This is a genomic window from Exiguobacterium sp. s131, assembly GCF_018617345.1.
GTDB classification, from domain to species: domain Bacteria; phylum Bacillota; class Bacilli; order Exiguobacteriales; family Exiguobacteriaceae; genus Exiguobacterium; species Exiguobacterium profundum.
Genome location: NZ_JACSJX010000001.1, coordinates 121,075 through 143,446 on the forward strand (window position 1 = coordinate 121,075; position 22,372 = coordinate 143,446).

The 22,372-nt window shown below is 49.9% G+C and carries 26 protein-coding genes and 2 riboswitches; of the genes, 14 read left to right on the forward strand and 12 right to left on the reverse strand.

The annotated features are described in order from the left end of the window. Nucleotides 1–5: 5 nt before the first annotated feature. Nucleotides 6–1,496, reverse strand: a complete 1,491-nt coding sequence (locus tag KNO69_RS00735) for a potassium/proton antiporter (protein WP_078147753.1) — start codon at nt 1,494–1,496, stop codon at nt 6–8. Nucleotides 1,497–1,649: 153 nt separating this feature from the next. Here KNO69_RS00735 and KNO69_RS00740 point away from each other — a divergent pair, with 153 nt between their 5' ends. Then, nucleotides 1,650–2,588: an ATP-grasp domain-containing protein gene (locus KNO69_RS00740; RefSeq protein WP_214815345.1), complete on the forward strand. Its 939-nt coding sequence runs from the start codon at nt 1,650–1,652 to the stop codon at nt 2,586–2,588. Between the two features lie 3 nt (nt 2,589–2,591). Here KNO69_RS00740 and KNO69_RS00745 read toward each other — a convergent pair whose 3' ends face one another. Together KNO69_RS00745 and hemQ are read right to left on the reverse strand one after the other, a co-directional pair. Then, nucleotides 2,592–2,738, reverse strand: coding sequence for a hypothetical protein (locus KNO69_RS00745; protein WP_012727492.1), 147 nt, complete (start codon nt 2,736–2,738; stop codon nt 2,592–2,594). Between the two features lie 75 nt (nt 2,739–2,813). Next, nucleotides 2,814–3,590, reverse strand: a complete 777-nt coding sequence (hemQ, locus tag KNO69_RS00750; protein WP_078147751.1) for a hydrogen peroxide-dependent heme synthase — start codon at nt 3,588–3,590, stop codon at nt 2,814–2,816. Nucleotides 3,591–3,928: 338 nt separating this feature from the next. On the opposite strand from hemQ, the gene pta reads away from it, so the two are divergent. The 3 genes from pta (at nt 3,929) to KNO69_RS00765 (ending at nt 6,052) form a co-directional block, all read left to right on the forward strand. After that, a complete protein-coding gene (gene pta / locus KNO69_RS00755; protein ID WP_012727490.1) occupies nt 3,929–4,918 on the forward strand; it encodes a phosphate acetyltransferase in 990 nt (329 codons plus the stop codon). 76 nt (nt 4,919–4,994) lie between these two features. Beyond that, nucleotides 4,995–5,714, forward strand: coding sequence for a DUF2711 family protein (locus KNO69_RS00760; RefSeq protein WP_214687617.1), 720 nt, complete (start codon nt 4,995–4,997; stop codon nt 5,712–5,714). A 38-nt stretch (nt 5,715–5,752) separates the two neighbouring features. Beyond that, a complete protein-coding gene (locus tag KNO69_RS00765; RefSeq protein ID WP_041917952.1) occupies nt 5,753–6,052 on the forward strand; it encodes a rhodanese-like domain-containing protein in 300 nt (99 codons plus the stop codon). Nucleotides 6,053–6,252: 200 nt separating this feature from the next. Here KNO69_RS00765 and folE2 read toward each other — a convergent pair whose 3' ends face one another. Further along, nucleotides 6,253–7,164: a GTP cyclohydrolase FolE2 gene (gene folE2 / locus KNO69_RS00770; protein WP_012727487.1), complete on the reverse strand. Its 912-nt coding sequence runs from the start codon at nt 7,162–7,164 to the stop codon at nt 6,253–6,255. Nucleotides 7,165–7,418: 254 nt separating this feature from the next. Between folE2 and KNO69_RS00775 the strand changes: the two genes are divergently transcribed. Beyond that, the gene (locus tag KNO69_RS00775) at nt 7,419–8,249 is read left to right on the forward strand and encodes a TerC family protein (RefSeq protein ID WP_214774178.1); all 831 of its coding nucleotides are present in this window, start codon (nt 7,419–7,421) and stop codon (nt 8,247–8,249) included. 36 nt (nt 8,250–8,285) lie between these two features. Here KNO69_RS00775 and KNO69_RS00780 read toward each other — a convergent pair whose 3' ends face one another. From KNO69_RS00780 to KNO69_RS00795, 4 genes are read right to left on the reverse strand one after another with little or no spacing between them, the layout of a single operon-like run. Next, a complete protein-coding gene (locus tag KNO69_RS00780) occupies nt 8,286–8,819 on the reverse strand; it encodes a 1,2-dihydroxy-3-keto-5-methylthiopentene dioxygenase (protein WP_078147748.1) in 534 nt (177 codons plus the stop codon). 13 nt (nt 8,820–8,832) lie between these two features. Beyond that, on the reverse strand, nt 8,833–9,450 hold the full coding sequence (locus KNO69_RS00785; protein ID WP_214815347.1) for a methylthioribulose 1-phosphate dehydratase: 618 nt from the start codon (nt 9,448–9,450) through the stop codon (nt 8,833–8,835). Continuing rightward, nucleotides 9,447–10,097: a 2-hydroxy-3-keto-5-methylthiopentenyl-1-phosphate phosphatase gene (locus KNO69_RS00790; protein WP_214815350.1), complete on the reverse strand. Its 651-nt coding sequence runs from the start codon at nt 10,095–10,097 to the stop codon at nt 9,447–9,449. The genes KNO69_RS00785 and KNO69_RS00790 overlap by 4 nt, the downstream gene beginning before the upstream one ends. Continuing rightward, a complete protein-coding gene (locus tag KNO69_RS00795) occupies nt 10,094–11,248 on the reverse strand; it encodes a 2,3-diketo-5-methylthiopentyl-1-phosphate enolase (protein ID WP_214815352.1) in 1,155 nt (384 codons plus the stop codon). The genes KNO69_RS00790 and KNO69_RS00795 overlap by 4 nt, the downstream gene beginning before the upstream one ends. Before the next feature lie 72 nt (nt 11,249–11,320). Beyond that, nucleotides 11,321–11,422: riboswitch (SAM riboswitch) on the reverse strand. A 205-nt stretch (nt 11,423–11,627) separates the two neighbouring features. Then, a riboswitch (SAM riboswitch) is annotated at nt 11,628–11,730 on the forward strand. Nucleotides 11,731–11,812: 82 nt separating this feature from the next. Here KNO69_RS00795 and mtnK point away from each other — a divergent pair. The 5 genes from mtnK to KNO69_RS00820 are packed head-to-tail and all read left to right on the forward strand — an operon-like array spanning nt 11,813 to nt 17,443. Then, on the forward strand, nt 11,813–12,964 hold the full coding sequence (mtnK, locus tag KNO69_RS00800) for an S-methyl-5-thioribose kinase (RefSeq protein WP_078147744.1): 1,152 nt from the start codon (nt 11,813–11,815) through the stop codon (nt 12,962–12,964). After that, on the forward strand, nt 12,961–13,995 hold the full coding sequence (gene mtnA / locus KNO69_RS00805; protein WP_214815354.1) for an S-methyl-5-thioribose-1-phosphate isomerase: 1,035 nt from the start codon (nt 12,961–12,963) through the stop codon (nt 13,993–13,995). The genes mtnK and mtnA overlap by 4 nt, the downstream gene beginning before the upstream one ends. Continuing rightward, entirely contained in the window at nt 13,988–15,067 is a 1,080-nt protein-coding gene (locus tag KNO69_RS00810; protein WP_214815356.1) for a sugar ABC transporter substrate-binding protein, read from the forward strand. Before mtnA ends, KNO69_RS00810 begins: the two co-directional genes overlap by 8 nt. Continuing rightward, nucleotides 15,067–16,440, forward strand: a complete 1,374-nt coding sequence (locus KNO69_RS00815) for a sugar ABC transporter ATP-binding protein (RefSeq protein WP_214815357.1) — start codon at nt 15,067–15,069, stop codon at nt 16,438–16,440. Before KNO69_RS00810 ends, KNO69_RS00815 begins: the two co-directional genes overlap by 1 nt. Nucleotide 16,441: 1 nt before the next feature. Next, nucleotides 16,442–17,443 carry an ABC transporter permease gene (locus KNO69_RS00820; RefSeq protein WP_078147741.1) on the forward strand — a complete coding sequence of 334 codons (1,002 nt, stop codon included), beginning with the start codon at nt 16,442–16,444 and terminating at the stop codon, nt 17,441–17,443. Between the two features lie 15 nt (nt 17,444–17,458). On the opposite strand, the gene KNO69_RS00825 is transcribed toward KNO69_RS00820, so the two are convergent. Beyond that, the gene (locus KNO69_RS00825) at nt 17,459–17,938 is read right to left on the reverse strand and encodes a GNAT family N-acetyltransferase (protein ID WP_214815359.1); all 480 of its coding nucleotides are present in this window, start codon (nt 17,936–17,938) and stop codon (nt 17,459–17,461) included. 75 nt (nt 17,939–18,013) lie between these two features. On the opposite strand from KNO69_RS00825, the gene KNO69_RS00830 reads away from it, so the two are divergent. After that, nucleotides 18,014–18,394 (forward strand): VOC family protein, encoded by a 381-nt coding sequence (locus KNO69_RS00830; protein ID WP_214815361.1) that lies wholly within the window; start codon nt 18,014–18,016, stop codon nt 18,392–18,394. A gap of 28 nt (nt 18,395–18,422) precedes the next feature. Here KNO69_RS00830 and KNO69_RS00835 read toward each other — a convergent pair whose 3' ends face one another. Next, nucleotides 18,423–18,731, reverse strand: a complete 309-nt coding sequence (locus KNO69_RS00835) for a winged helix-turn-helix transcriptional regulator (RefSeq protein ID WP_214815363.1) — start codon at nt 18,729–18,731, stop codon at nt 18,423–18,425. Between the two features lie 118 nt (nt 18,732–18,849). On the opposite strand from KNO69_RS00835, the gene KNO69_RS00840 reads away from it, so the two are divergent. From KNO69_RS00840 to KNO69_RS00850, 3 genes are read left to right on the forward strand one after another with little or no spacing between them, the layout of a single operon-like run. Continuing rightward, the gene (locus tag KNO69_RS00840; RefSeq protein WP_074035577.1) at nt 18,850–19,341 is read left to right on the forward strand and encodes a lactoylglutathione lyase family protein; all 492 of its coding nucleotides are present in this window, start codon (nt 18,850–18,852) and stop codon (nt 19,339–19,341) included. A 2-nt stretch (nt 19,342–19,343) separates the two neighbouring features. Then, on the forward strand, nt 19,344–20,324 hold the full coding sequence (locus KNO69_RS00845; RefSeq protein ID WP_214815365.1) for a zinc-binding dehydrogenase: 981 nt from the start codon (nt 19,344–19,346) through the stop codon (nt 20,322–20,324). A gap of 55 nt (nt 20,325–20,379) precedes the next feature. After that, complete coding sequence (locus tag KNO69_RS00850; RefSeq protein ID WP_214815367.1) at nt 20,380–21,438, forward strand: threonine aldolase family protein; 1,059 nt, start codon at nt 20,380–20,382, stop codon at nt 21,436–21,438. Between the two features lie 43 nt (nt 21,439–21,481). Here KNO69_RS00850 and KNO69_RS00855 read toward each other — a convergent pair whose 3' ends face one another. After that, nucleotides 21,482–21,982, reverse strand: coding sequence for an SRPBCC family protein (locus KNO69_RS00855; RefSeq protein ID WP_214815369.1), 501 nt, complete (start codon nt 21,980–21,982; stop codon nt 21,482–21,484). Then, nucleotides 21,979–22,311: an ArsR/SmtB family transcription factor gene (locus KNO69_RS00860; protein ID WP_214685342.1), complete on the reverse strand. Its 333-nt coding sequence runs from the start codon at nt 22,309–22,311 to the stop codon at nt 21,979–21,981. The genes KNO69_RS00855 and KNO69_RS00860 overlap by 4 nt, the downstream gene beginning before the upstream one ends. Nucleotides 22,312–22,372 lie beyond the last annotated feature (61 nt).

Genomic DNA, 22,372 nt, shown 5'->3' on the forward strand with positions numbered 1-22,372 from the left:
TTTACTCATAATTCCACTCGGTCTAGCCCATCTTCACCAAATGTTTGGTCGAGTTGATCATGACGATACATCGAAGCGAGCACATATAAAAGGTCGCCTTCTTCGATGGATGTCTGTCCATTCGGTGGAATCAAGTATTCGTTTCGGACGATGGCGTTCACGACAGTGTTTGGTGGGAGTGTGATATCCGCTAGCGTCTTGCCAATCATCGAAGAACTCTCCGTGACAACATAAGGGACGAGCTTATGTTGAGACTGTTTACTCGAGACGAGGGCGATCGTATACGGAGAACGGATTTTATCCGGTCCGAGTAACCCCAATTTTTCAGCGAGCGGTGTCAACGTCGTCCCTTGAATCAAAGCACTCGTCACGACGACGAAGAAGACGGCATTGAATAAGAGTTGACTGTCCTCAATACCGGCAATTAAAGGGAATGTAGCTAAGACGATTGGGACAGCTCCCTTTAGCCCGGCCCATGAGATAAATAGTTTCTCTTTTCTCGTAAATGACATGCCAAGTGTCGATAAATAGACGGCAATCGGACGTGCCAAGAACATAAGGACGAATGAGATGAGTAGTCCTTTCCAAATCAAATCCGGCTCGATGAGTTGACGAGGGAAGACGAGTAACCCAAGGATGACGAACATGATGATTTGCATGATCCACGCAAGCGCTTCTGAGAATTGGACGATTGTCACTTCATGCGCTGTATCCGCATTTCCGACAATCATGGCGGCGATATAGACGGCGAGTAATCCGCTTCCCAATAAGTAAGCTGTGACACCATAGGTAAGGAACGCCATGGAAATCATGAGGACGGCATGCAGTCCGCTCGAATCAAGTCTCAAGTGGTTCAACATGAGGCGAGACAGTTGTCCAAGGATGAAGCCGATTAATGCCCCGACAACGATTTGAAGGGCGAACATCCAAATTCCGTCCCAAATGGTCGTATCCGGCTTCATCATGAAGTCGAGGGCGAGAATCGTCAAAAACATCGCCATTGGGTCGTTCGTGCCGGACTCGGCTTCGAGAGTCGCACCGACTTTCGGTGAGATATTCTTTCCTTTAAATGCGGCAAAGACGGCCGCTGCGTCGGTCGAACCGATGATCGCACCGAACAAGAAAGATTCAATCCAATCGAAACCAAATACGAAACGAACGGCCACGGCGACCACTGTTGTAGTAATCAATACTCCAAGCGTCGCCAGCGAGGCAGAAGGGGCGAGGACGCTCCGGATTGATGACCATTTCGTTTGAAGACCCCCTTCAAACAAAATGACAATCAAGGCAGCGACTCCAATCAGCTGCGCTAAATTCGAGTCGTCAAAGAAGATGAGACCAGTAATGTCACTTCCCATGATCATGCCGATTCCCATAAATAAAATCAAGGCGGGCAAGCCGAATCGAGTCGAGATTCGTGTCGCCATGACACCGGCAACGAGAAGTAGACCGAAGAGTAAAATGAGTACATCAGTACTTATAACAGGTACGGGCAAACACAACACTTCCTTTCTGAAACAATACTCTTAAGTTCATTATACCATGAAATCGTCTGATATTTCAGAATTGAGGATTAGGCAAACCATACACATTGGAATTGTCGGTTATGAATATGGTAAAGTAAACACATCATAGAAGGAGGAATGATGATGTCTAAAATTCACGTCATTCATGAAAACGAAGAATGGACGAACCACCTTGTCTACCGTTTAGAAGAATTGAACTTGCCGTATGAATTGTGGCACTTGGACCAAGGGACGATTGATCTCGAAGCAATGCCCCCGGAAGGTGTCTTTTATAATCGGATGAGTGCCTCCTCGCACACACGTGGGCATCGGTACGCACCAGAATTGACGGAAGGCGTCCTCGCTTGGTTAGAGGCAAATGACCGGACCGTGTTTAACGGCACACGTGCCATCCGCCTCGAAGTGAGCAAAGTCAATCAATACACGGCGCTTCGACGTGAAGGAATTCGCGTGCCGAAGACGATTGCGGCAGTCGGTAAGGCGCAAATCATCGAAGCGGCTGAGCAGTTAGGTTTGACACCGTTCATCACGAAACATAACCGTGCCGGAAAAGGACTCGGGGTCCAATTGTTCCATACGATCGAAGGACTCAAAGAATATGTATATGGTCCCTCGTTCGAGGACTCGGTTGACGGCATCACGCTCATTCAACAGTATATCGAAGCCCCGGAACCGTATATTACCCGCTGCGAATTCATCGGCGGAAAGTTCCTGTATGCGGTGCGCGTCGATACGTCGGAAGGATTCGAGCTCTGTCCTGCTGATGCCTGCTCGATTGAAGACCAGTTCTGTCCGGTCGGGGAGACGCCACCGGCGAAGTTTGAAATCGTCGAAGGATTCGATGACCCGATCATTCCAAAGCTCGAACAGTTCTTGAAAGCGAATGCGATCGATATTGCGGGGATTGAGATCATTCGAGACCGATACGGAAACGTCTACGCCTATGACGTCAATACGAACACGAACTATAATTCCGATGCTGAAGCGAAAGCGGGACGCTACGGAATGCTGGAATTGGCTACTTTCTTAGGCGACGCACTTCACGTCACTACGACAAAATAAGGGTCAGGCGCTCGCCTGACCCTTTTGCTGTGTATGTTTGAGTTGCTCTTCAAATCGATGTTGGACTAATTCTGCTGTCGGTGCCATTCGTTCGATGAACGAATCTAAACGTTCCGCAGTGTCACGATCGGTTTCTTTAAACACGCGCATCGTTGTTCACCTCGTTAATCAGGATAACTTGCTTACATCATCCTTAATTCCCGAGGTGTTATACGCGTAAACCTTTTACACGCTAAAGAATGTGCTCAAATTTTCTTTCGGTAAGATGTTCCCAACGTAGAAGTCGCCGAACTCACCGTATTTCGCACTCACTTCATCAAAACGCATCTCGTAAACGATTTTCTTGAACTGAAGTGAATCTTCAGCGAAGAGTGTGACGCCCCATTCCCATGCGTCGAATCCAGTCGACCCACCGATGAACTGCTGAATCTTACCAGCGTAGCTACGGCCGATCATGCTGTGGCGATACATGAGGTCTTTGCGCTCATCCATCGACAACATGTACCAGTTGTCGCCGTCGCGACGAGCCTTGCTCATCGGATAGAAACAGATGTGTGCGGCCTTTGGAAGTGTCGGATAGAGGCGTGAACGGATATGAGGGTTTTGATACGGGTCCCCGTCTCCAGATCCGCGATACATCCCGAGCTCGATGACCGACACGTATGAATACGACGGAATCATATAGTCGTATAGCGCTGTTTTGCGGAATGCGCGCTCGACGTCCTCAAGTTCGTTGAATGTTGGACGAAGCACCATCAAGACGAGGTCCGCCTTCTGGCCGAGAATCGAGTAGAAGGCGTGGCTTCCTTCACCTTTTGCTTCCACTTCTTCAAGTGAGGCGAGGAACGCAGTGAACTCCTCAATCATCTGTTCACGCTTTTCAGCATCGACGAGTTTCAAACGAGCCCAATCAATCGTGCGGAAATCATGAAGTGTATACCATCCGTCTAATGTGGCGGCGGCATGTTGTGTATCTGTTGTAGGTACTGGACGTTCTGACATAAAAAAATCTCCTTTCGGGACTTGGCTTCGCCGTCTATTTTACCATACACGCTTCACTGACTGGCAACTTTGAGGCACTGTGAGGGTTATCACGATTCATGACGGGTAAAGAACAGAGGACAGAAACATGAAAACGGCTACAAAAATGGCTGTATCAGTCGATTTGTCGAAACTGTTCTATTCATATAATGATTGATTCTAGGCGATTTATGGCGAAATGGGCAGAATAGTTTATTTTGAAAAGGGTACTGTGTATAATTGAAATCGCGTAAAGACACAAGTCAACGGCAAAACCATTAGCAGTCATGCTGTAAATTGAGAAAAGGGGTTCATTCGTTATGAAATTATTTGAAACGTTGAAGCAAAAAGTTAGCCCGGTTCGTCCAACCATCGTCTTCCCGGAAGGTATCGATGAGCGTGTTCTTGGAGCCGCTGTTCGATTGAAAGCAGACGGTATGGTAGAACCGATCGTCGTCGGTGCGAAAGCAGATCTCGAAGCGGTTGCGGCGAAACACGGTTTCGACATCTCAGGTTTGACACAATATGACCCAGCGACATACGAAGACATCGACGTTCTCGTCGAATCATTCGTCGAGCGTCGTAAAGGGAAAGCGACGGCTGAACAAGCACGCGAACTCCTTACATCAGACGTGAACTACTTCGGAACAATGCTCGTTCACACAGGCAAAGCAGAAGGTCTTGTCTCAGGCGCGATGCACGCGACGGCTGATACGGTACGTCCGGCACTACAAATCATCAAAATGCAACCAGGCATCAAAAAGACGTCAGGTGTGTTCATCATGGTACGTGACGACGAGCAATATGTCTTCTCGGACTGTGCGATCAACATTGCACCGGACGCGGCGGACTTAGCAGAGAACGCGTTCTTGTCGGCAGCGACAGCGAAGACGTTCGGCATCGACCCACAAGTCGCGCTCCTTAGCTTCTCGACGAAGGGTTCTGCGAAGTCACCTGAAACAGAGAAAGTTGTGGAAGCGACACGCCTTGCGAAAGAGAAATCACCGAACCTTCCAATCGACGGAGAACTTCAATTCGATGCGGCATTCGTTCCTAGCGTAGCGGCGAAGAAAGCACCGGGTTCTGACGTTGCTGGTAAGGCGAACGTATTCGTCTTCCCAAGTCTTGAAGCAGGGAACATTGGCTACAAGATGGTTCAACGTTTCGGTGGATTCGAAGCGATCGGTCCAATCCTTCAAGGTCTCAACAAACCAGTGAACGACTTATCACGTGGTTGTAACGAAGAGGACGTCTACAAATTGACGCTCATCACAGCAGCACAAGCAATCGACGAGCGCAACGAAGCGTAAGTCCGGAGCATCCTTCTTATAGAAGGGTGCTTTTTTTGATGGTCCGTTATAAACTATTCAAGAAAGGAGTGTTGAAATGGACGAACTAGATGAGAGCGTTTTGTTACCTGAAGGACATCGTTACGCCATGTTTGGTGGTGGGGATGACTACCCAATTAAGACGTATTATGAAGGGGTATTTGAAACGGTCTTCATCGCGTTTCATCCATTCCTTGCTCCAATAGATCACTCCGCCGCGGTTGATTGTTATGCCGATCTGGACAAAAACGAGGTCGAACAGCAATTTCGGGCCGTTACATGGGAAGAGATGAGGCGAAGACTAGGTTTTCGTGACGTGAGCCGTATCGATCATGCGCTCCGAACGATGATTAGGGCGCTAAAACCACATGCCGAAGATCGAGCAGGGGCGAATCGCATCATTGAATATTGCGAACGTGAGAATGTGCTCCCACCAGGTGAAGGGGAACTGTCGGATCTGCTAAAGAATCAAGTGTTGCGTGTACTTTTGGAGATGGGAGAAGGCTGGATCTGGACCGGAGACGAATTTTGTACGGAACGGCATCTCATCCATCTCAGTGAGACGCTAGCCGCTGATATGTGGGGCATGCAACATCGGACGTTTTTCGGTTATCAACACGAATGGCTCATCGTCCCACCTTGGGATAGCCATTTCACGTTGTTTTGTGGCAATCGCGCGTTGATCGAACAGGTCGTCGAACGATGCGAGCTCGAGGGATTTTATTGTGACGCTGAGACGACCATCAACTGGAGTTTGTCGGAGCATAAGCTGAGGTAAACTAAAAGAGGAATCCATGATTGAAAGGGGAACTATGTATGCAAAGCATCCATGCGACAGAATTAAGAGAAAAATTAGAGAACGGGGAGTCTCTCCATATCATCGATGTGCGCGAGCAAGATGAATATGAGGCAGGGCATATCCCGAACGTACCACTCTATCCATTATCGGAATTCCCACAAGTGACAGAAAAGTTGGCACAAGATAATGTCTATCACGTCATCTGTCGTTCAGGTGGACGGAGCCAGACGGCGTGTGATTACTTAGAATCGCAAGGTTATAAAGTCGTCAATGTCGACGGCGGAATGCTCGCTTGGGACGGCGACATCGAGGCGTGATGCTAGAGAATCCTTGGGTCGGTACCGCTTCTCCTTGCGCTCTACCTCACGGTCTATGCAGTGATGAAGCGATTTGACTGGGAGAAGTGGCGACTCGTCTGGGCAGTGTGGGTGATGCTCATCATCATCCTATTGACGATTGAACTCGTGACAAGTCTATAAAAAATGCGGAACCTTCTTTAACAGAGGTTCCGCATTTTTTATGCGTCTTGACGCTTATCGAATGTGATCGATGCAATCGCGTCGTGTTGGTGAATCGACTCTTCGTTACGGCATTCGACGAAGAAGTTCACGACTTGTTTCATCTCGTACAAGTCAGCCGCGATCAAGCGGACCATATCCTCGACGAAACGTGGGTTTTCGTATGCGATTTCAGTCGCACGTTTCTCATCCGGACGTTTGAGGACAGGGTGAAGTGGTGCTGAGGCGTTTGACTCCGCTGCATCGAGAAGGGCTGCACGCCAATCGAATCCGTCCATCGATGTCTCATCAAGACCGGCTTCGATCGTGATGTACCCACGTTGGTTATGGGCGCTGTACTCACTGATTTCTTTTGAACATGGGCAAAGCGTCGTGACGTTGATGACGAGACCGACTGTCACGTTTGCGACGCCCGTTTCGAGGTTATATGTCACACGGTGCATGACGTCCGCGTTCATCAAACCGCTAAGACCTGTCGCAGGTGCTTTACGCGTGAAGAACCATGGGTAACGGATTGTCAATTGGCCTTCTGTTTGTTCCATACGCTCGGCGAGCTCTTGCGCGAACTCGATTAACGAACGGTTTGATACCGTCCACCCTTGTTGATGGTACGCGTCGAGCTGCTCTGTCAAACGAGACATGTTGATCCCTTTACGGTCTTGTACGAGCGATGTCGTTAATTCAAATGTGGCGACCGTTGACTGGACTCCTTCTGGCGTCTCGACGTTCACGGGATGTTTCACGTTCGAGATCCCAACACTGTCGAGGGCGAACAAGAAGTTTTTCGGTGTATTTTGTAAATCGACCATTTGTTCTTTTTCGGTCGGCTTTGTTCCTTTAATCGGTGGGACCGACCCGAACAATTTATGTCGTTCTGCTTTAGTAGGTAAAGCGACATGGCTTGTAGACATAATCGGATTCTCCTTTTTTCGAGCGATTTAAAGCACCACTCGTTCTTGTTAGGATTTTATCACGAAATGATGGCTGAACGGGTATGATTTTGCTCTCATAACATGTTTTCAATATGCAATCGCAAAAAAATCTTTCAGATATTGAAGAAAGAGGATTGATTTACTTTGTGAACGGGAATAAAATGGTCCTGTGAACTTAAAAAATAGATCACTATTAAATATGAAGGAATTGAAAGAAAAAAGGAGATGTTTTTATGGATTGGCAGTTAGTCCTGCAGTATGCCTGGATCGTCGTCGTACTCGTCGGTTTGGAAGGCTTGTTATCTGCAGACAACGCGCTCGTCTTGGCCGTCATGGTCAAGCACTTGCCGCGCACAGAGCAGAAGAAGGCATTGTTCTACGGACTCTTAGGAGCGTTCGTATTCCGATTTATCGCATTGTTCTTAATCTCGTTCTTGATCAACGTATGGCAAGTACAGGCACTCGGTGCGCTCTACTTAATCGGGATGAGTGCGCGACACCTGTATATGACCTATAAGGCGAGAAAGATGGAGCCGAAACAGGAGTTGGCGGCTGAAGCCAAGGAAGAAACGGCTGTCACAGAAAAACCGGTATCGAAGAAAGAGTTTTGGCTCACTGTCGCAAAAGTTGAGTTTGCGGACATCGCCTTTGCGGTCGACTCAATCTTAGCAGCGGTCGCGCTTGCGGTCAGCTTGCCACCACTCGGTCTCGGTGAGATTGGTGGGATTGACTCGGGTCAGTTCTTCGTTGTCTTGACGGGTGGCCTCATCGGGGTCGTCTTGATGCGATTTGCGGCTCGTATTTTCGTCAAGTTGCTCCATCAACGCCCATCTCTTGAAACGGCTGCTTTCATCATCGTCGGTTGGGTCGGGGTCAAATTGACGGTGCTCGTACTTGAACACCCAGGATTCAAAGAATTGATTGCCGGGACACCGTTCGCATTCATGGGACTCCCAGACGGGTTCGTCCACTCGACAGCTTGGACGATTTTCTTCTGGTCAGTCATGGTCGGGATTGCGACATGGGGCTGGTTCTCATCGAAACCGACGGCGGTTAAACATTAAAAAATGGTCTCTCGTTTTTAAGCGAGAGACCTTTTCTTATGCCTGCACATTTTCTTTTTCGTAAATCGGCACCCAGCCCTCAGTCGTCACGAAAATACGAACGGCGACGACTTGACGGTCTTCTTGCAACGTGAAGTAATGACGTGTGTTGACCGGCACGGAGATGAGATCACCTGGATTGAGTTCGATATTGAAGTATCCGCGTTCTGCATCGTCAATCGCAAAGATGCCGTGACCACTGACGATGAAACGAACCTCGTCATCTGTATGATGATGCTCTTTTTGGAAGTTGACGAGCAGTTCATCTAAATTCGGTGTCGCATCGGATAGCGAGATGACGTCAGCCGTCTTGTAGCCACGTCGTGCTGATACATCTTGAATCTCGTCACGGAACGTCGCCAAGATAGTTTCTTTGTCTTCGTCTGTCAGTTGGTAATTTTCCTGAAGAGAAGCCGGTAACTTTGCGATGTCCCATGCTTCGTAAAGGATGTCTCGTGATTCTAAAAAGGCACGTACCTCTTGTTGGTCGCTGACGCGTTCTTCTGTTTGTTGGAAATAAATCGTTGCCATGTTGAATTCCTCCTTATGAATGGACGCCTAAGGCGCGTAATTTTAATGAATAGCTGAACAAAAATTCATATGCTTCTAAATAACGTTTTGCCGCAGCTGGCGTCTCGCCCCAAACGGTGATTCCGTGGTTCCGAATGAGGACGGCACCTGCATCGCTTGTGACATGTGGGGCAAATGCACGGGCGAGCGTCGGAATATCCGCATGGTTTTCGATGATCGGGATTTGGACGCTTGCCGTTTCCTCCCAATAGCCGAGTGCCTTGATGATTTCTTGACCCGCGAACGAGACATGTCCGTTCGCCGCGTAAAGTTCTGAGATGACGTTATTGTCGACCGTGTGCACGTGAAGGGAACAGGTTGCGTTCGTCTTGTTAAAGATTTCGACGTGTAGCAACGTCTCCGCGGACGGTTTGCCTGTTTGCTCTCCAATCAATTGACCGGTCGCATCGACGAGAACGAAGTCTTCATCCGTACGCTTCCGTTTATCACGACCACTTGCTGTCACGAGGAACGTCAACGGGTCGTCCGATACGCGGATCGCCAAGTTGCCACTCGTCCCAGGAAACCAATCTCGTGCGGCAAGCTCGTCTTTAATGTCGGCAAGTTCTACCCATCGTTCTTTTACGGTCATACGTTCACTCCTTTCATGTGAGCTGAAATGTCATAGAATGTCTCGAACGGAACATAGTGGAGTCCTTCCGCCTCGCATAGCGAAATCAGTTGACCGCGCGCATACACGACGTCGGCACGTTTGGCGATTTCAAAATCGGTGACGGAGTCCCCGATGACAATCAACGTGTCGGTAGGTGCGACAATCTGTCGGGCAATCGTCGGTTTGCAACATCCGCAATCGTTCGAACAATGGGCATCGCATGAATGAGGCCATGTGACGCGTGCCGTCTCTCCAGAGAAATCAACATGATTGCAGTAGATGTGTTCCGGTTCGACGTAACCTTCTAGAATCGGATGGACGAAAAAGTCCATTCCGCCACTGACGACATCAAATCGAAAGCCGCATGACTGTGTCTCCTGTAAAAACTCGATAAACCCTGGTCGAAACGTTATGGTCGACTGAAGAAATTCACGGTACTTCAATTCCTGTTCACTCGGGAGCAAGCTGAACATCTGACCGACACCTTCGCGAATGGAGAGCGTTTGGTTCAACACACCATCTTTGAGTTCGACCCATTCAGGTGGGGCGAACCGTCGCATCAATGCGATGATGTTATCTTCTTCCGTGATGGTCCCGTCGAAATCACAGATGACGTGCGTACTCATCGCGCACCCCACGCATCTAATGCAGTCGATAAGGCATCAGTCTCGCTCGTCTTACCGATTGCCTGATCGATCGCTTGGCGGAACGCCCTCGCTCCGGCAGCCGCACCGTCTGGATGTCCGTGAATCCCGCCGCCGGCATTGATGACGACATCCGTTCCGAAGTCACGAATCAAATCCGGGACGAGTCCTGGGTGAATCCCGGCAGAGGGGACCGCCAGAATCGGTTTCGTCCAATGGGGTTCCGTCGCGTACGTCTGAATCTGTTGTGTTTCGTCTTTCGGTGTCGACAGTGAACCGTATGGCGAAGGGAAGAGCGTCAAGTCCGCCCCGGCCAAGCGAATCAGTTTCCCGAAGAGTAGGGAATGACGAATCGATCCGGTCAACGCTCCTGCAAAAGCGGGATGTGCCAAAATCGGAACATGAATCTCAGAATCTTTGGCGAGCTCTCGCAATGCGTCGAGCCCATACGTATATACGTTGAATAAGAGTGCGGTCGCGCCTGCCTCAATCAATCGCTTCGCCTGGTCGCGTAAGGTGAAAACGGGTCCGCTCAACGTGACGGCGTATAGAACGGAGCGACCGGTCGTTTCTTTATGCTCCCGGATGACCGATGCCCCGATCCGTGCCCGTTCGAGCGACGGGGTGAGCGGATTGTCATATAGAATTTCATCGTCTTTGACGAGGTCGATGCCGCCTGCGAACTGGTCCCGGAGTTGTGTCGCCAAAAAATCAAGGTCTCGTCCGATGACGCCTTTGAAGATGCTCATCGCGAGCGGGCGGTCGTGTACACGAAGGGTGTCCCGGACCCCTTCAACTCCGAATGCGGCACCCGGAAAGTCCGGTGCGAGTTCCTCTGGAAGCGAGAGGTCGACAAGTTGAACGCCTGGGTCGAGGGAGAGCTTACCGAATGTCGTCGTCAGAATGGACGAAAAGTCCGGTGTCACGTTATGTAGCGGGTAGCGAATCGAGAAGCGACTTGTCGTTTCTTGTTGGGACGTGGCGATGACCTCACCTCGGAACGCTTGCAGTTGATATTGTTCGAGATGGTTCAACTCGGTCCATGTCCCGACGGTCAGCTCATGTGCGATTTTCTCAGCTACACGCTCGACGTGATCGGTATGTTTGATTTCATAAGTAGTGATGATTCCCATAAGTTCCTCCTTTCAGGTCAAACAAAAAATGACCTCATGCCAAGGCAAGAGGTCATTCAAAAAAACAATGAACTCTTATCTCTCAGCGTTAGCTGCAAGAATTAGCACCGTGCCATTTCTGGTCGGTTGCTGCGACATCATCGGGCTTGTCCCTCCGTCTGCTCTTGATAAGAATAGTTGTGAAGTTGTGAAATTTAATTGAATTTTTACATAGAATCGCTCACTCGTCAATTCCTTTTTTTGAGAAAAAAAGTTTGAAAATAATGTTTCTATATATGCGTGTCAAAAATAGGGAGGCGACTGAAAATAGAGGATTGACAACTAGCGTGCCTAGTCCGTAATATTCGTCTCAACACGTCAAACACAATTACATCATTTACTCTTATCGCGAGTTGGCAGAGGGAATTGGCCCTAAGACGCCGCAGCAACCGACCATTTGGCACGGTGCTACATCCACCAGACACATGTCTGAAAGATGAGAGGAACAACCAATTTGGGTGTGCCTCTTTCTCGCGGAGAAAGGGGCTTTTTTCATGCATAGAGTTAAGAAAGGGGAAAATTATCATGGCTTATGAGGCGTTTACAGAACAGAGTGTCGTCGACCACGTTCGACAGTTGGGGTTACTAGAAGAGGGGATTGCAGAATGTGAGGAGATCGGGGATGGAAATTTAAATCTCGTCTTTCGCATTCGTCAAGGAGAGACGTCATTGATTGTGAAACAAGCGTTACCGTATGCAAAAGTCGTGGGGGAGAGCTGGCCGCTCACGCTTGATCGGTCTTGGATTGAACAACTGGCACTCCGTGAATTTTCTAAGGTCGTCCCTCAGTTCGTACCGGATGTACTCGGTAGCGACCGTGAACTCGCCTATACGATTTTAGAAGATTTATCATCGTTCGAAATCGTCCGCACCGGCTTCCTAAAAGGAGAGAGCTACCCGAACTTAGCCCGCCACGTCGGTACGTTCCTCGGTGAAACCCTGTTTGCGACATCTGACTACGCGAACGGACCGCTCGTGAAGAAACAAATCGAAAAAGAGTATTATAATCCAGAACTATGCGATATCACGGAGAAACTGATCTTCACCGACCCGTATCGCGATGCAGATTCGAATCAAATCGAAGCGGCCCTTCGTCCGGATGTGGAGCAACTGTGGTCAGACCTCGCCTTGAAAATTGAAGTAACGAAATTGAAGGTTGGGTTCGTGACGAAGCACGAAGCGCTACTGCACGGGGATTTACATACAGGAAGCATTTTTGCGACCCGACAGGAAACGAAAATCATCGATCCTGAGTTTGCATTTTATGGTCCGTTCGGCTTTGATATTGGTCAAATCATTGCCCATTTGGTGTTCTCAACGTATGCGCATCCGCTGAAACGGTTCGAACGCTTCACAGAAGTGCTCACCGTCTGGGAGACGTTCGAAAAAACGTTCCGTACCCGCTTCACACAGGCGGTCGAGCCATTCAACACGGTAGGTTTCGTGGATGAGCTGTTGCCATCCATTTTGAGTGACGCCATCGGCTACGCAGGTTGCGAATTGATTCGGCGGACGGTCGGTCTAGCTGGTGTCGCCGACTTAGAGACATTGCCGGATGACCTTCGCATCGAGCGGAAACGTCACGCCCTAGAACTTGGTACGCGTCTCATCAAACAGCGTCATCAGATACAATCGATCGATCAGCTGATCCCGGTCTTGTCGGAGGTGCGCGCATGAGTGTGCAAAGTATTCATTTCGATGCCGACACGGAAGTGTTGACGATTTTAGATCAGACGCTGTTGCCGCAAGAAGAGCGCTATGTCGAAGTGTTGACGCTCGAACAAGCCGAGCAGGCAATCAAGTCGCTTCAAGTTCGCGGTGCACCGGCCATCGCTTATTTCGGGGCGTTTGTCCTTGCGAAAGAAGCGTCACGTCTGCAAGACAATCCATATTTTCATCTCCAATTGAATCAAGTCGGTCAACGGTTGATTGCGACAAGACCGACCGCGGTCAACTTACAGCATGTCATCGAATCACTCCTTCGACTGAATGTGGGAGAGGACTTTGAACAGATTGCAAAAGCGATCAAGCAGCGTGCGATTGAAATCTTTGAACAAGACGTGGCTACGTATCGCACGATTGGGGAACATGCGCTCACCGTGTTACCCGCTGGTGGCAACGTATTGACGATTTGTAACGCCGGTGCCATCGCGACGTCACGATACGGTACCGCGCTCGCGCCGTTCTATGTCGGGAAAGAGCGTGGCATCCCGTTTCGGGTGTTCGCGTCCGAAACGCGACCGCTGCTTCAAGGAGCACGACTGACCGTATGGGAGCTCGACCGGGCAGATATCGATGTCACACTGATTACAGATAACATGGCGGCCTGGACCATCCAGACGAAACAAATCGATGCTATCATCGTCGGGGCGGACCGCATCACCCGTACCGGTCATACGGCCAACAAGATCGGAACACTTCAGCTTGCGATTTTGGCGAAGCATTACGGCATCCCATTCTATGTGGCTGCTCCGCATTCGACATTCGATTTAGAGGCAGATGACACGATTCAAATCGAAGAACGGGACGCGCATGAAGTGACCCATATCGGGGGACATCCGACGGCACTCGTCGGCATCACCGTCTTCAATCCGGCGTTTGATGTGACACCACCCGAACTGATTACCGGTCTAATTACAGAGACAGGTGTGCTCGAACCGACTGAGTCGGTCGTTGTAGAACATGTAGGAGGAAACACATATGTCTAAAAAAATCATCTTCTTCCTGTTGACAGTCATCCTGGCACTTGCCGGATGCACGAACGAACAGGCTCAACCGAAAACGACTACGACAACAAGTAAAACGGAAGCGAAAACCGTCAACGTCTCAAATGAGACGCTTCCGAAAAATCTAGAAGTCGCCCTCGTTATGCAGATGTCGATCGGGACGTTCTCTTCGCAGTATATCGAAGGGGTGACCGAGCAAGTCGAAGCGTTCGGTGGCAACGTGAAAGTGTATAATGCCGAAAATGATTTGTCGAAAATGGCGAGTTATGTCGATACGGCGACGACGCAAGGAGTCGATGTGATCTTGATTGACCACGGACGTGCCGATGCCTTGAAAGAACCGGTTCAACGGGCGCTCGACAAAGGCATCAAAGTCGTTGCATTCGATAACGATTTGACGAACGAAGGCGTGACGGTCATCGACCAAGATGATTATTCACTAGCATGGCGCTCGCTAAAAGCACTCGCGGAAGATTTGGACGGGGAAGGGAACATCGTCACGATTTGGGTCGGTGGATTCACCCCGATGGAACGTCGACATACGATTTATGACGCGTTCTTAAAACGCTATCCCGGCATCAAGGAAGTCGCAAAGTTCGGTTCGGCGACGAACAACACGGCGCTCGATACGCAAAGCCAGATGGAGGCGATTTTGAAGAAGTACCCGGAAGGCGAAATTGATGCGGTGTTTGCGATGTGGGATGAGTTCGCCAAAGGGGCGAGCCGTGCCATCAAGCAAGCAGGCCGTGACGAGATTGCCGTTTACGGGATTGACTTGAGTGACGAAGACTTGCAACTCATGCAAGAAGAGGGGAGTCCGTGGAAAGTGACAGCTGCCACAGATCCAGCCGAAATTGGCCGCATTCAAGTCCGATACGCTTATCAAAAAGTGGTCGGGGAAGAGACGCCTTCCATTCATTCGGTCGACCCATATCTAGTGGACCGTGACGTCTTACCGGATGAGCCTGTCACGATGGATGACCTTGGACAGTACGTGCCAGGTTGGGGCGAATCGAATGCGGCATGGTCGGATTGGATGAAGGAGACCGACTGATGATTCGCTTGGAACGAATCACGAAACAGTATGGTGACGTCACGGTGCTCGATCAACTATCCTTCAGTTTAAAGCCGGGAGACATTCATGGGCTTCTCGGTCTGAACGGGGCCGGTAAGAGTACGCTCATCAAACTGCTAAACGGAACGGCTGAACCGACGTCCGGCGAGTTGTCCATTGATGGAAAATCAATCCGCCTCACACCAGCGGAAGCGATTCGTCATGGCATCATCACGGTGTCGCAAGAAGTGGATGATGCGCTCTATTTGGACTTGCCTGTGTATGAGAACGTCCTTCCATGGCAGACGGTGAAACGGATTCGTCCGCAACGTTTGAAACAGCGAGCGAAACGTGTGTTGTCCCGAGTCGGTTTAGAGGTCGATCCAACGCGTCCAGCCGGTCACTTCCCGCTCAGCGTGAAACAGCGCCTTCTCATCGCTCGGGCACTCGAGAGCGATGCCAAGTATTTGCTCCTCGACGAACCGACCGCTGCCTTATCGGAAAAGGATGCCGACGCCTTACTTGAATTGTTACAGAAGCTTGCGGCAGAAGGAGTCGGGATTGTATTGGTCACGCATCGTTCAAACGAGCTCACCCGGGTCACGTCGACCTCTACGTTTCTTCGGGACGGACGTGTCGTGTACGATGGACCGTACCAATCGCTCTCTTCAGAAGCGGTGCAGACATTTTTGAGTGGGACAACATTTGATGCGGCGTTAGAAAAGGCGGTGCCGGAAGACACGATTTGTTTGTCCGCGCAGTTGACCCTTCCGGCGTTTCAATCCGAGATTTCGATTGAAGCGTATGGCGGAGAAGTGCTCGGGATTGGTGGATTGACGGGAAGTGGGAAGACGGAACTGATGGAAGCATTGTTCGGTCTTTCTGGGATTCGTCAATCCATCACAATCGAGGGGAAAGAGCACGTGATCAAAGAACCGGCAGACGCCGTACGTTTAGGATTTGCACTCGTTCCAGAGGAGAGACGTCGTCATGGATTATTTTTAGACGAGACGATTGAGCGGAACGTGATTGCTGTCGCAGGAAAGGCAACTCGCGTTTCGGACGTATTGGCATCGCTTCGCGTCCGTTATGCGAACGTGAAACAACCGGTTCGTGAGCTGAGTGGTGGAAATCAACAGAAGGTCGTCTTCAGCAAATGGTTGCTCGATAACCGAGACATCTATCTGCTCGACGAACCGACAAAAGGAATCGATATCGCAGCGAAACAAGACGTGTATGAACGCGTCATTGCACTCGCGAAACAAGGGAAGACCGTATTGTTCACGTCAAGTGAGCGACATGAACTCGAACGGGTCGCCAATCGGATTGTTTGGCTCGACCGTGGACAAATTGTAGAGAAAGGAGGCGTGTAAGATGGCACAATTGGTGGTCAAGGAACGAAAACGAATCAGCGGTCATATCGGTCAGTATGGAACGTTACTCGCAATCCTTAGTTTGATTGCGGTCTTTACCGTGACGAACGATCAATTTCTGACATACGCAAACTTTAGTGACATCATCAAATCGGTTTCAATCGTTTCGCTACTTGCCCTCGGCGTCACGTTTTCGCTCATCGTCGGAGGATTCGACTTGTCGGTCGGCTCGACGGCGAGTCTTGCGACAATCGGGGCAGCGGCAAGTCTCGTCCTTCATCGACAAGAGCTTCTCGTCGCTCTGCTGATCCCACTTGCACTCGGGATTCTCGTCGGGCTGTTGAACGCGCTCGTCACAATCAAATTCCGATTACCGGATTTACTAGCGACACTTGCCATCATGTACGTCATTAACGGGATTCAGTTGACGTATACGAAAGGATTCTCGATTTATGACAACATGCCGATTGAAGGGGGGACGGCGCCAGGGCGTTTCATCCCGTCATTTCTATTCATCGGTCAAGGGACGATCGGTCCGATTCCGTTCGTCGCCCTGCTCATGCTGGTGTTCTTTATCGGAGCGCATCTATTCTTGACTTATACGCGGACCGGGCGTGAATTTTATTACGTCGGGTCGAACGCCGAAGCGGCCCGTCGTTCCGGGATCGCCGTGAATCGAATCAAGTTGTACGCCTACGTACTCAGCGGATTGTTTGCAGCCATCGGCGGAATCATTCTTGCATCTCGGATTGGTACGGGACAAGTCTCGGCTGGAGCACCCCTTTTGATGGACGCTGTCGCGGCTGCCTACATCGGCTACGCCGTCTTTGGGACAGGGCGCCCGAACGTGATCGGGACATTGATTGGAGCTATTTTGATTGGAATTCTCTTGAACGGACTGACGATGTGGGACGTGCCGTATTATGCGCAAGACATCGTCAAAGGGACGATTTTAATTGGAGCGCTCGGTCTTTCTTATATTCAGAAGAAACAGCGGACATGACAAAACCCCCGGACATCAGTTGTTCGGGGGTTCGCTTTGTTCACGTGTCATTGAAAGAAACGGATACACACCACCATTCGTCTCCTGCATGAACGTGTCTTGTGGGATGAAACCTAGAGACTCGTATAATCGGATGGCCCGTTTATTAAACGTGACGACGGCAAGACGCACTGTGCGAGTCCCATATGTCGCCTCAATCCAATTTATGATTGACGTGAGGAATCGATGTCCGTTGCCGCTCCCCGTCAAATCAGGGCGCATGCCGAGACCGATAGAAACAGCGTCTACTGATTCGAATTGCAACGTGACGAAACCGATGAGTTCGTCGTCAAGAATGGCGAACGTTGTATCACCTCGCTCATCTGCATCTAAAAATAAGGCGAGATCTTCTTCGTCAGCATCCATATTGTAAAACGCGTATTCGCCTTCATAGCGCCATTCGAAGGCGATACGTTCGGCTTGCTCTTGGGTGAGTGGTTGAAACGTATAATTCATTGAAATTCCTCGTCTCTGATCGAATTGGTCATGCTACACTCAAATCGTATCATGAAAATAACGGGAGGGAACATGATGGCAGTCAAGTTGGATATGGTCGGGATCGTCGTGAAGGATATGAAGCGCTCACTCGATTTTTATCGGGCGCTCGGGTTTGAGATTCCGGAAGCGATGAACGGGGAAGCACATGTAGAGATTGACGAAGGAGGCGTGCGTCTCGCGTTCGATACGGTGGAAGTGGCCGAATCGGTGTACGGAGAATGGAAACAGGCAGAAGGCCATCGGATTGAGCTTGCCTTTTTATGTGACAGTCGTGAGTCATTGAATACTTTGTATGATTCAGTCCTTGAACAAGGTTATGCGTCACACAAAGCACCGTGGGATGCGTTCTGGGGTCAACGTTACGCCATCCTGTACGATGCGGATGGGAATTTGATTAGTCTGTTCGCCGCATAAAAATAATCCCGGGCCATGTGGCTCGGGATTATTTTTTGTCGTGGCACTCTCCCCATGAACAAAGGGCATTCATGGCGGGTTGCAGTCCGAGGGCGTCTTCGGTCAATGAATATTCGACGTGCAGGTGCTTCTTGGTCGAGTAGTCGACACGGCGAACCATGCCGAGCTGCTCGAGCTCGCGCAATTGGTCGGTCAACACTTTTCGGCTGACGTCCGGAATCGCTCGTTGAATATCAGAAAAACGAAGCGGTCCATCTTGAAGCGTGCAGTACACTTGGGGGCGCCATTTGCCGCCGATAATCTCAAGTGCGCGGTTGACGGGGAACGATGTGGTCATGTTCAAGGAACCTCACTTTCGGGTAGTTACTTCAATGTGCGTACTTTTTTTCTTGCTTCAATGACAGTATCTTATCGTTACCCGCTAAATTGAGCAAACAAAAAGGAATAAATGAAACATGACATATCCAAGAACGTTTTCACACATCGGTCTTTCTGTACCGAGCGTCGCTGAGGCCGTAAAATTTTATGAGGACGTGATGGGGTGGTATACGATTATGACACCATCAGACGTCGTCGAGGATGATTCGCCAATCGGTGTGATGTGTACCGACGTCTTCGGACCGGGCTGGGGCAAATTCCGAATCGCTCATATGTCAACAGGAGACGGAATCGGGATTGAGTTGTTCGAATTCCCGAACAACGAAACACCAGAAGACAACTTCGAGTTTTGGAAGACAGGGATCTTCCACTACTGTGTACAAGACCCTGACATCGAAGGGCTCGTCGAGAAGATTGTCGCTCACGGCGGGAGACAACGGATGCCGATTCGTGAATACTACCCAGGTGAAAAACCGTACCGTATGGTGTACTGCGAAGATCCATTCGGCAACCTCGTTGAAATTTATTCACACTCATACGAACTCACGTATTCGGAAGGAGCTTACTAAACATGAAAGCATGGCTACTCGATCAACCTGGTCTTGATCATCTGCATATTGGAGAAATCGACCGACCGACACCAGGAGCGGGAGAACTGTTGATTCGTGTCGAAGCGGTCGCCTTGAATCCGGTCGATTATAAAGTCGGATCAAACGGAAACCCGAATTGGTCATATCCACACATTCTCGGTGTCGACCTCGTCGGAGAAGTCGTTGAGGTCGGTTCGAGTATCGCCAACATCATTACGGGTTCGCGTGTGGCTGTTCATACGGATCTTTCGAAATATGGGGGATTCGCCGAGTATACGGTCGTCGATGCCCGGGCGTGTGCGGTCGTTCCGCAAGGTGTAAGCGATGAGGCGGCGGCTTCTATCCTGTGTGCGGGGATGACAGCATATGAAGCGGTCATGCAGAAGCTGAACACGCGAGATAAGGAGACGATTCTCATACACGCAGGAGCGGGCGGTGTCGGTGGATTTGCGATTCAGCTCGCAAAACGGCTCGGTCTGAAGGTATTCACGACGGCATCTCCTGAGAACGTTGAGTGGGTAGAATCACTCGGGGCGGACGTGGTGATTGATTATAACGTCGAGGACGTGACGGCACGGATCATGGAAGAAACAGATGGACGTGGTGTCGACCTGATTTTGAATACAGTCGGACGAGACGTTGCGACAGCAGACCTAGATCGTCTCGCATTCAGCGGACACCTCGCCTACATCGCCGGGCCACCAGACATGACGAACATGAAAGGCTTCACGTTATCTCCTTCGATTCACGAAGTGGCACTCGGGGCGGCGCATGGGAGCGAGGACGAACATGCGATTCGCAACTTGGCGTATATGGCCGAAGAGATGATGAACTTGCTCGATGCAGGTAAACTGAACGATCTCGTCACAGAAGTGTTATCGTTCGACCAATTGAAAGAAGGTCTCGAAAAACTACAAACGCGAAAAGTGCGCGGTAAACTCATCGTCCGCATTCGCGACTGAAGAGAGGACTCCCTGTTATACTGACAGGGAGCTTATTTGTCGAGGAGGGGAAAGAATGGAGCGATTGGCAGACACGTATCGTCAGACGAACGTTCAATTGAGCGGTCACGGCAAACGGGAAGCCGGGGTATTGAAACGCGCATTTGAGCATGTGCGTGAAGATGAGCCGAGTGATCAGTATGGACAGGGGAAAACGATTCGACAGTTCGAAGAGAAGATGGCACAGGTTCTTGGGAAAGAGTCGGCAGTATTCTTTCCAAGCGGTACGATGGCACAGCAGATTGCGCTACGCATTTGGTGTGATGAAACAGGGAAGAAAAAGGTCGCATATCACCCGCTGTGCCACCTTGAAATTCATGAGCAGGATGGTTTAAAAGAGTTGCATCACATCGAACCGATTTTAGTGGGGGACGAAAACCGATTGATGACGCTCGAAGAGATTCAAGCGTTACCGGACATCGCGTGTCTGTTGCTCGAACTGCCACAACGAGAAATCGGTGGGGAATTGCCGACGTTCGAGGAACTTGTGGCAATTCATGAACACTGTCGTGAGAAAGGGATTCATCTACATCTGGATGGTGCACGCCTGTTCGAATCGCTTCCGTATTATGAAAAAGAGGCTTCTGAGATTTGTGCGCTCTTTGATAGCGTATACGTCTCGTTTTATAAAGGAATCGGTGGCATTGCCGGTGCCATCCTTGCTGGACCGAAGGCATTTTGTGACACGTCGAAAGTATGGAAGCGACGCTACGGTGGTGACTTGATCAGCTTATATCCATACATCCTGTCCGCGGATTATTATTATGAGCTACGAAAAGACAAGATGGCCGAGTATCGAAACGAGGCCGTCCGCTTAGCAGCACGCTTCAATGAACTCGATGGCGTGTGGACGAATCCACGCATCCCGGTCACGAATATGTTCCATCTTCATCTTCAAGGGGAGAAGGAAGAACTTGGTGAGAAAATTGCGCGCATCCAAGAAGAAACAGGAGTAGGCATTACGGGGTATCTTGTTGAAAAAGACGGACACTGTTCAACCGAAGTAAGCATCGGAGATACGTTTGAACGGATTACGCGAGAACAGCTTGATGGATTGTTTCGGCAGTTCAGATGAATCAAAACATGCACCATTCCTTTTCGGGAACGGTGCATGTTTTTTACTGGCTTACAATCGCTTCGAGACGATCGAGTTGGGAAGTGAACCCTTCGACAGCGCCCATTTCGACGACTTGTTGGAGAGCCTCTTCATTCGGGAATTCGGAGCGACTAATGAATAACGTGCCTTCCGATGTATCGAGAAATTCATTTGTGATCGTCATGACAGGCAAGTCCGGATTGACGTGTCCGTCCGCATCCGAGAATGCATCCGTATAGACGATTTGGGAGTATGGATCGATGTCGATAAAGGTTGATTTGCCCCATGATTCCATACCATAAAAGTCACCTTGTTCTTTGTCGACACAAGTCATGCAATAATGCCAAACCCCCCCCGGTTTGAAGTCGAAGCTGTATACTTTCGTCTCCCATCCGGACGGTCCCCACCATTTCTCTAAATGTGCAGGTGTCGAGAATGCTTCAAATACAAGTTGGCGTGGTGCCTTGAATAGACGTTCCATAATCAATGTCGTGCCCTTTATATGTGATTTGACCGTACTCATGATCCATTCTCCTCTCGCTGTGACTCCGCTAAAAACGTCTCCAATCGATCGAGTCGCTCTGTTTCCCGAGCCATATAGGTCCGCCAAGCATCTAATGGTTCGAGTGCTTGAGACTTGAGTGCATAACGTCTTCGATTGGCATCAATGGTTACTGTGACGAGACCTGCATCATACAGAATTCGCAAGTGCTTCGATGTCTGCGGTTGACTGATCCCAAGCTGATTTGCCATCATTCCGACCGTCCACTCTTGTTTCCGTAACAATTCGATCATCCGCAACCGGTTCGGGTCGGCTAACGCATGAAACAAAGAAGCCAATCTCTCTTCCATTTTTCGTCACCGTCCTCTTGCTTTTAATATTCCCAATTAGGAATATTCCGTAACAGGAATA

Excerpts from the sequence above, each read along its gene's own strand:
- KNO69_RS00830 (WP_214815361.1), top strand. The coding sequence starts at position 18,014 with ATGGCAGTCAAGTTGGATATGGTCGGGATCGTCGTGAAGGATATGAAG.
- KNO69_RS00820 (WP_078147741.1), top strand. The coding sequence starts at position 16,442 with ATGGCACAATTGGTGGTCAAGGAACGAAAACGAATCAGCGGTCATATC.
- KNO69_RS00825 (WP_214815359.1), bottom strand. The coding sequence starts at position 17,938 with ATGAATTATACGTTTCAACCACTCACCCAAGAGCAAGCCGAACGTATC.
- KNO69_RS00840 (WP_074035577.1), top strand. The coding sequence starts at position 18,850 with ATGACATATCCAAGAACGTTTTCACACATCGGTCTTTCTGTACCGAGC.
- KNO69_RS00795 (WP_214815352.1), bottom strand. The coding sequence starts at position 11,248 with ATGGGAATCATCACTACTTATGAAATCAAACATACCGATCACGTCGAG.
- KNO69_RS00855 (WP_214815369.1), bottom strand. The coding sequence starts at position 21,982 with ATGAGTACGGTCAAATCACATATAAAGGGCACGACATTGATTATGGAA.
- KNO69_RS00765 (WP_041917952.1), top strand. The coding sequence starts at position 5,753 with ATGCAAAGCATCCATGCGACAGAATTAAGAGAAAAATTAGAGAACGGG.
- KNO69_RS00810 (WP_214815356.1), top strand. The coding sequence starts at position 13,988 with ATGTCTAAAAAAATCATCTTCTTCCTGTTGACAGTCATCCTGGCACTT.
- KNO69_RS00780 (WP_078147748.1), bottom strand. The coding sequence starts at position 8,819 with ATGGCAACGATTTATTTCCAACAAACAGAAGAACGCGTCAGCGACCAA.
- KNO69_RS00775 (WP_214774178.1), top strand. The coding sequence starts at position 7,419 with ATGGATTGGCAGTTAGTCCTGCAGTATGCCTGGATCGTCGTCGTACTC.
- KNO69_RS00740 (WP_214815345.1), top strand. The coding sequence starts at position 1,650 with ATGTCTAAAATTCACGTCATTCATGAAAACGAAGAATGGACGAACCAC.
- KNO69_RS00790 (WP_214815350.1), bottom strand. The coding sequence starts at position 10,097 with ATGAGTACGCACGTCATCTGTGATTTCGACGGGACCATCACGGAAGAA.
- pta (WP_012727490.1), top strand. The coding sequence starts at position 3,929 with ATGAAATTATTTGAAACGTTGAAGCAAAAAGTTAGCCCGGTTCGTCCA.
- KNO69_RS00850 (WP_214815367.1), top strand. The coding sequence starts at position 20,380 with ATGGAGCGATTGGCAGACACGTATCGTCAGACGAACGTTCAATTGAGC.
- folE2 (WP_012727487.1), bottom strand. The coding sequence starts at position 7,164 with ATGTCTACAAGCCATGTCGCTTTACCTACTAAAGCAGAACGACATAAA.
- mtnK (WP_078147744.1), top strand. The coding sequence starts at position 11,813 with ATGGCTTATGAGGCGTTTACAGAACAGAGTGTCGTCGACCACGTTCGA.
- KNO69_RS00745 (WP_012727492.1), bottom strand. The coding sequence starts at position 2,738 with ATGCGCGTGTTTAAAGAAACCGATCGTGACACTGCGGAACGTTTAGAT.
- mtnA (WP_214815354.1), top strand. The coding sequence starts at position 12,961 with ATGAGTGTGCAAAGTATTCATTTCGATGCCGACACGGAAGTGTTGACG.
- KNO69_RS00815 (WP_214815357.1), top strand. The coding sequence starts at position 15,067 with ATGATTCGCTTGGAACGAATCACGAAACAGTATGGTGACGTCACGGTG.
- KNO69_RS00860 (WP_214685342.1), bottom strand. The coding sequence starts at position 22,311 with ATGGAAGAGAGATTGGCTTCTTTGTTTCATGCGTTAGCCGACCCGAAC.
- KNO69_RS00760 (WP_214687617.1), top strand. The coding sequence starts at position 4,995 with ATGGACGAACTAGATGAGAGCGTTTTGTTACCTGAAGGACATCGTTAC.
- KNO69_RS00845 (WP_214815365.1), top strand. The coding sequence starts at position 19,344 with ATGAAAGCATGGCTACTCGATCAACCTGGTCTTGATCATCTGCATATT.
- KNO69_RS00835 (WP_214815363.1), bottom strand. The coding sequence starts at position 18,731 with ATGACCACATCGTTCCCCGTCAACCGCGCACTTGAGATTATCGGCGGC.
- hemQ (WP_078147751.1), bottom strand. The coding sequence starts at position 3,590 with ATGTCAGAACGTCCAGTACCTACAACAGATACACAACATGCCGCCGCC.
- KNO69_RS00785 (WP_214815347.1), bottom strand. The coding sequence starts at position 9,450 with ATGACCGTAAAAGAACGATGGGTAGAACTTGCCGACATTAAAGACGAG.